3 protein-coding genes are annotated in these 6751 nt (G+C 33.2%); 1 reads left to right on the plus strand and 2 read right to left on the minus strand.

The window, feature by feature from the left end; translation table 11 throughout:
- Window positions 1-22: 22 nt before the first annotated feature.
- Entirely contained in the window at window positions 23-3151 is a 3129-nt protein-coding gene (locus tag Q0370_RS06390) for a cellulase family glycosylhydrolase (RefSeq protein WP_299573602.1), read from the minus strand.
- 73 nt (window positions 3152-3224) lie between these two features.
- Window positions 3225-4964 carry a hypothetical protein gene (locus Q0370_RS06395; protein WP_299573605.1) on the minus strand — a complete coding sequence of 580 codons (1740 nt, stop codon included), beginning with the start codon at window positions 4962-4964 and terminating at the stop codon, window positions 3225-3227.
- Window positions 4965-5329: 365 nt separating this feature from the next.
- Here Q0370_RS06395 and Q0370_RS06400 point away from each other — a divergent pair, with 365 nt between their 5' ends.
- A complete protein-coding gene (locus tag Q0370_RS06400) occupies window positions 5330-6697 on the plus strand; it encodes a radical SAM protein (protein WP_299573608.1) in 1368 nt (455 codons plus the stop codon).
- The last annotated feature ends 54 nt before the right edge of the window (window positions 6698-6751 follow it).

A 6751-nucleotide genomic window follows, 5' to 3' on the forward strand; every position in this document is an offset into this window, starting at 1 on the left:
TATATGAAACTAAGTAATCCTGCTATTTCTGATACAACCGAACATAATCAATTTCTGTAGTTTGAACCGGGAACGGAGAATGCTCAGAAGGCGGGTTCAATCCTGGTTCCCATTCCACATAGTCATTGAAAATAAAATGCCATTTATCATTCTCAAATCCTTGTTTAATTAAGGAAGATGGAGCATTCAACTTGCTAAAGTCTTCATCTGGCATAGTAGAAAGATAATTGCCATATTGATCATATCTAGTTTTATCAACTACACTGATACGTTGAGCATCCTTAATACGGTAATGAACAACAGGAATCAATCTTCCATCCATATAATAACGTACTTTTGTTCCATCAAACTCAATTGTCCAGACATGCCATTCATGCGTCAATGATTTACTCTGTCCACCAACAATATTTTCAAGACGATGTGTAAAGCCACGTGGAGTCCATTCGTGATTTACTTGGCTGTAATAACAGCTGATATTAGTTGCAGGCCACGCATAACTAGGAGTACTTGAAAACCATTCCAAAATTAATAATGAACCATAAGGAGCACTTCCACCTGGATTTTTACAAATAGGCGTATCCACATCATTTTGCTGTTTCTGCATCCAAAGGGCTGTACGCATTCCCTGCAGACGATTCCAGTTCATTCTAGCCCGTATTTCTGCACGGAACGGTTTAGAAGCATCTACAAGCTTATTAGATTCTAATCTACCACTTGAATATTGAGTAACTTTACCTGCAGGACATACACCTGTAGTGGCATTTGCATCAGTTAAAGGATCACCTTTTCTGTTAACACAATGACGTCGTGTAGTAAGTATTACGTGATCACCATCTAAACTGATACTGCTTGGCAAATAAGTCAAATAGCTACCCAAATGATTGATAATTCTTTTACTTGCCCAGTCAGAAGGGATATTTCTATCTTTAAATTCCCAGCATTTCACACTCTTCCATTGTCCCGAAGCATCTGTAGCACTGCTACATCCATTTTTTAATGGAGATGATCCAGGTGCTGGCTGATTCTTAATAAATCTTCGAATTACATCTACTGCTTTTTTTTCTGTGCCATCTGACTTCCAAATCCCAAAATAATTTTCAGGGTCTGCAGCATCCAATATATCAGGCCGTCCGTTATTATCTGCATCAATATTCGCATCAGGAATACCGTCCCCATTTGTATCAATATTTACGTCAAGCCATCCATCTCCATTACTGTCTCTATCCACTACTCCTGAGGTAATATAAGGCTTTCTATCTTTTGCCTGATATAGAATAAGAGGCCCAAATATGTCTGATTTTTGATACCATCCTAAAATCTGGCTTATTACATTAGCCTGTTTTGTTTCATCAACTCCAGGATAAGCAGCATCCAGTCCTACTTCTGATGGCCATATTTTTTTATTTCCATCACCATTCTCTGACATTATCTGGTACAATGTCTTTTCTCCAGTACCAGGTGCTACAACATCACCTATCATATTTGCCCAACCATTATCTCGAAATGCTCTGGCATAAATTCCATAAGGATGATGCGATACACCATCAAAATATCCCTTTGCACCAGATCTATACATTCTTTCTAAAAATTCCATAGGTCCGATATATCCTGTTGAACTATTGCTGTTTCCTACCGTCATTCCACCAGCCATAACATTTACATCATTATGAGCATTATGTGCTGCCGTATATGCTATTTTCAGCAAATGAGTATAATGTTCAGGATTTGGTCTAGGATTTTGAATTGTATCGTGCCAAAATTCTGGATTTCCTGGTTCATTCCAAAATTCATAGTCAATTACTCCCTGTGAAGCGTATCTTTTTACCAATGCACTTACAAAATTTGAAAAATCGTTATCATACTGCTGAAGCGGTGCAAATGATGCTACCCAAATTTTTCTTGCATTCAATGCATTTTTTTCAGCAGCTGAAAGTTTGTCTGCTCCTGTTGCCCATTCAGGAGCACCACTTATTTGCATTAAGACTTTTAAGTTATATTTTTTGGCAAGAGCAACAGCATCATCTATATCCTGCCAGTCGTATCTTCCATTTTTTGAAGATTGGATTCTATGCCACGAAGCTGTAATTCTTACCCATTGAAATCCTACTTTCGCTATTTGGGAATAAGAATCTTCAGCTTCCCTAAGATTACTTCTCCAAAAAGGGTTGACAGGCTGTATTCCAATTCCTTTCACATTATGAATTTTTGTATCATCTTTTTTTTGTTTTTTAGGATTATCATCTTTGCCACCATCATTTCTACCGTTTTGATGTCCAGGATTTCCACCTTTTCCGCCACCTTTATGATGGCCAATTCCACCAACTATCGCTCCGACAGCAGAAGCTCCTGCCACTCCGCCAATAATAGGCCCAACAGGCACTTTTCCTCCTATATTGCCTCCTAAAGATCCTATATTTACTTTTGGCTGTCCTATATTTCCAATAATATTTGCGTTTTCTGTTTTATCTGAACAGCTTAATATTACTGCAGTATCATTTTCCGAATTATCTGAAAAAACTTTATTTCCGTCAATAACTCTAACTATATTGGAACATTTTAATGTTATTTCTGTTGAATTTCCTGTTACATTGTTTATTTTTGTTTCGTTTTTTGACAAATCTTCAGATACATTGGAACATTTTAATATTATATCATTTGAGCCACCACTATCTAATAATGGTATTTCAGATTTACCGATATTTTTTACTGTATTTGAACATTTCAGCTGAACTCCATTAATATTTTCTATTTTTTCTGTTTGAAACAATTCATTTGAATTAATTATTTTGACTAAATTTGAACATTTTAATATTTTCTCATCCGAATTTTCATTTTTTACCATTTCATCAGATGTATTCTTACTTGTATCTAAACACTCCAACAATATATCTTTAGAGTTAATTTTATTTGTTGTAACTGTATTTTCACTACTATTTTCAAAATTTAAGCATTTTAAAAATATATTATTGCCATTATTTTCAGTTATTTCAGTTCCTTGCGTACTTTCTCCCACTGTATTTAAACATTTCAATAATATTTCGTTACCTGATTTTACTTCATTTACTGAAGAAGGCATGTTACCCATATTTTCAGCCATTATTGAAAAACTCAAAAAAATTAGGAGCAGTACAGCAACTATAGATTTTTTCATTTTCTATCTCCTTCTCAAAATTAATATTTCAACTTCACATTGTAATTGGATTTTTTTTAGAAAATCTGTAATTTTATAATCTGTTAAAACTTAAATTATTGATTATATCTATAGAATCTTCTTCAGATACATTTTTAGCATTTTCTTTTTTTATCTCATCTTCAAAGTATTTTTCTCTTTTTACAGTACCTTTTTTTAAAGTTGAAACAGTATTGATTTTTCCTTTCAAATTACCAGCTATATCTATCCTGTCTTCTTCTGGTATATCATTATAGGTATTATAGCCTGCCACTCTAGCTTGCTTTATTTCATTTTCCAAAGATTTCTGCCTTTTTATAGGATTCTTTCTAGATGTTAAAACTTCGTTACTTTTATCTTTCAAATTATTAACTATATCTATTCTATCTTCTTCCGGTATGTCATTATAGGTATATCCTGCTGTCTTAACTTCTTTTATTTTTGGTTTATTTTTTATACTTCCTATTCTGTATCCTACTCTTATACCAAATGTATCGATTTTACCTTTAGTTTTTATAGGAGTGACTGTATCTTTTGGCTGATATTTAAAATTTGATCTTTCGTAAAGAGCTTCTATAGAAACTGGGCCTAATTCTGTACCTAATCCTCCAGCATAGTAAAGACCACCATGAAGATCTTTCTTGTTAAAGTTTTCCTCCTTTATTTCACCGTGTACATATCCTATTCGTCCAACGGCATAAAGAAGATTATTCCCTTTATTATTTACTAAGTTAATTTTTGTTGTAGCATAAGCGGGATAGGTTCTTAAAACATGTTTCTGTTCTTTATCATTAAAAAAAGCTGTAATATCAAGAAATTTTTGTTCAACACCTAGACCTAGTTCAACAATTCCCTGATTATCAAATAAATATTCCAGACCAACAACAGGCATCTTTTTAATATCAAAATCAGATTTTGCAGACTGCCATTTATTATTTTTCATTCCTGTTCCTAAAAATTGCTCTGGCTGGATATTATATCTATTTTTAAAATTATATCCTGCATTTAGTCTAAGTTCTCCGCCATTCCATTTTCTTTTCTGAATTTTATCTGTAGTGTACTGCATATCTCCTGTTTTAGCAAAAATATCAGTTCTAAAAGGATCAAAAGGCACAGTTTCATTTTTTTTCTTCGGTAAATTTTTGATATTTCCGATACTGTATCCTACTCTTACACCAACCGTATTTATATTATCTTTCGTCTTTTTAAAATTATTTAGAGTACTTATATTATTTCTATTTATGTTACCTAAATTTACTTTGTCATATCGTAAATTTGATCTTTCATATAATGCTTCAATCGAAATAGGACCAATTTGAGTACCTAGTCCACCAGCATAATAGAGTCCACCACGAAAATTTTTATCGTTCAAATCTTCTTTATTGTCTCTTCCAGCTTTAGCCTTAGCATACCCTACTCTTCCGATAAGGTAAACAAGATCATTTCCTTCTTTAGAAGTTACTAAATTATATCTGCTTGTTAAGTACATTGGTGTTATTTCATACATTTTCATTTCATTCTTATCTTTTAAAGCTGAAGATTTTACAGAAAACTTATGTTCTGCACCAATTCCTAATTCAAGCCTTCCCTGATTGTCAAACAGCCACTCTATTCCTGCAACGGGACCATTTTTAAATTTATAGTCATAAATAGTATTTGACAAACCTTTCTGATGTTTAGTTAAATCATTTTTATATGCCCTGTCAAAGTCCCATCCCCCATTTATCTTTATTTCCTGAGCCATTGCAGTTGCTGCTGACATCATCATCGTACTTAGAATATGTAATTTTTTCATAATTCTATTCTCCCTTAATTTTGCAAATCTCTTTTTTATAATTCAATATCCGAACATTTAGAAAAAATTATAAAAAAATAAAATTTATTATGTTCTGACTAAAATACACCTTTCTTGCTAAGTATATTTTACTAAATTTCTTAGGTTTTTTCAAGAAAAAAAAATGACATAAAGACATTATATAGTTAAGCACAAAACTAATTTTCTTGTTGAAATTGATTTTTTTTCTTGCTATAATCATAGCAAAACTACTTTAAGACTAAACTCAAAAGTTATGACTGATTTGCTCAAATCCTAGTTTTGTCTAATTTAAGTTAATTTTGAAGAAGTTTACGATATAAATAATAAAAATGAGGTGTTACGATATGAAAGTAAAAATGATACTGCCTGCTCTTACAGAAGCTGAAAGCCCATTCTGGCGTCCTGTCAAATACTCGTTATTCCCTCCATTGGGACTGGCAACACTTGCAGGGTATTTTTCAGAAGATGATGAAATTGATTTGCAGGACCAGCATGTAGAAAAGTTAAACTTAGAAGATAATCCTGACCTGGTTATTATTCAAGTGTATATTACAAATGCTTACAGATCTTATAAATTAGCTGATTATTACAGAAAGAAGGGCAGTTACGTAGTATTAGGAGGACTTCATGTGACTTCATTGCCTGAAGAGGCACTGGAACATGCCGACACTATAATGATTGGACCGGGAGAAGACATTTTTCCTAAATTTTTACAGGACTTTAAAAACAGAAATCCACAAAAAATGTATATTTCTACACACAGGACATTAATTGGAGCCCCTCCTGCACGAAGAGACTTGATAAAAAGGAATAAATATCTTGTACCAAATTCTATCGTTGTAACTAGAGGCTGCCCTCATCATTGTGATTTTTGCTACAAAGACGCTTTTTACCAGAATGGAAAATCATTTTATACTCAGCTTGTCGATGATGCGCTAAAAGAAATTGACAGGCTGCCGGGAAGACACCTGTACTTTTTAGATGACCATTTATTAGGAAATCCTAAATTTGCCGCGGAACTTTTTGAAGGAATGAAAGGAATGAACAGGCTGTTTCAAGGCGCGGCAACAGTTGATTCAATACTTACGGGAGATTTAATAGAAAAGGCTGCTCAAGCTGGATTAAGAAGTCTTTTTGTAGGATTTGAAACATTTTCTCCAGAAAATCTAAAATCCAGCAATAAAAATCAGAATTTAAAAAGAAACTATGAAAACGCAGTAAACAGGCTTCATTCGTTGGGAATTATGATAAACGGAAGCTTTGTATTTGGATTGGATTACGATGACAAGGACGTTTTTAAAAGAACTGTTGAATGGGGAGTAAAAAACGCCATAACAACTTCTACTTACCATATTCTAACGCCTTATCCAGGAACAAGGCTGTTCAAGCGGATGGAAGATGAAAGCCGAATAATAACAAAAAATTGGGATTTATACGATACAAGGCACGTTGTCTACAAAACCAGAAATATGACTGCCGATGAAATTGAGCAAGGCTATAACTGGGCATACAAGGAATTCTACAAATGGTCAAATATATTTAAAGCAAGCGGAAATCATGAAATATCCAAACATAAGTTAAAACACTTTTTTTATACTGCTGGCTGGAAAAAATTTGAGCCTTTCTGGAATTTCATAATAAAAACTAGACACTTAAACAATATGACTCCCATGCTTAAATACATACTAAACAATGTCATAAAAAATAAATAAAAGAAACTTGAAGTTCTGAAAACATAATCATCCATGAATTTTAAGTCAATACTA

The organism is uncultured Leptotrichia sp., assembly GCF_938036635.1.
In the GTDB taxonomy this organism is placed as follows: Bacteria; Fusobacteriota; Fusobacteriia; order Fusobacteriales; family Leptotrichiaceae; genus Leptotrichia; species Leptotrichia hongkongensis.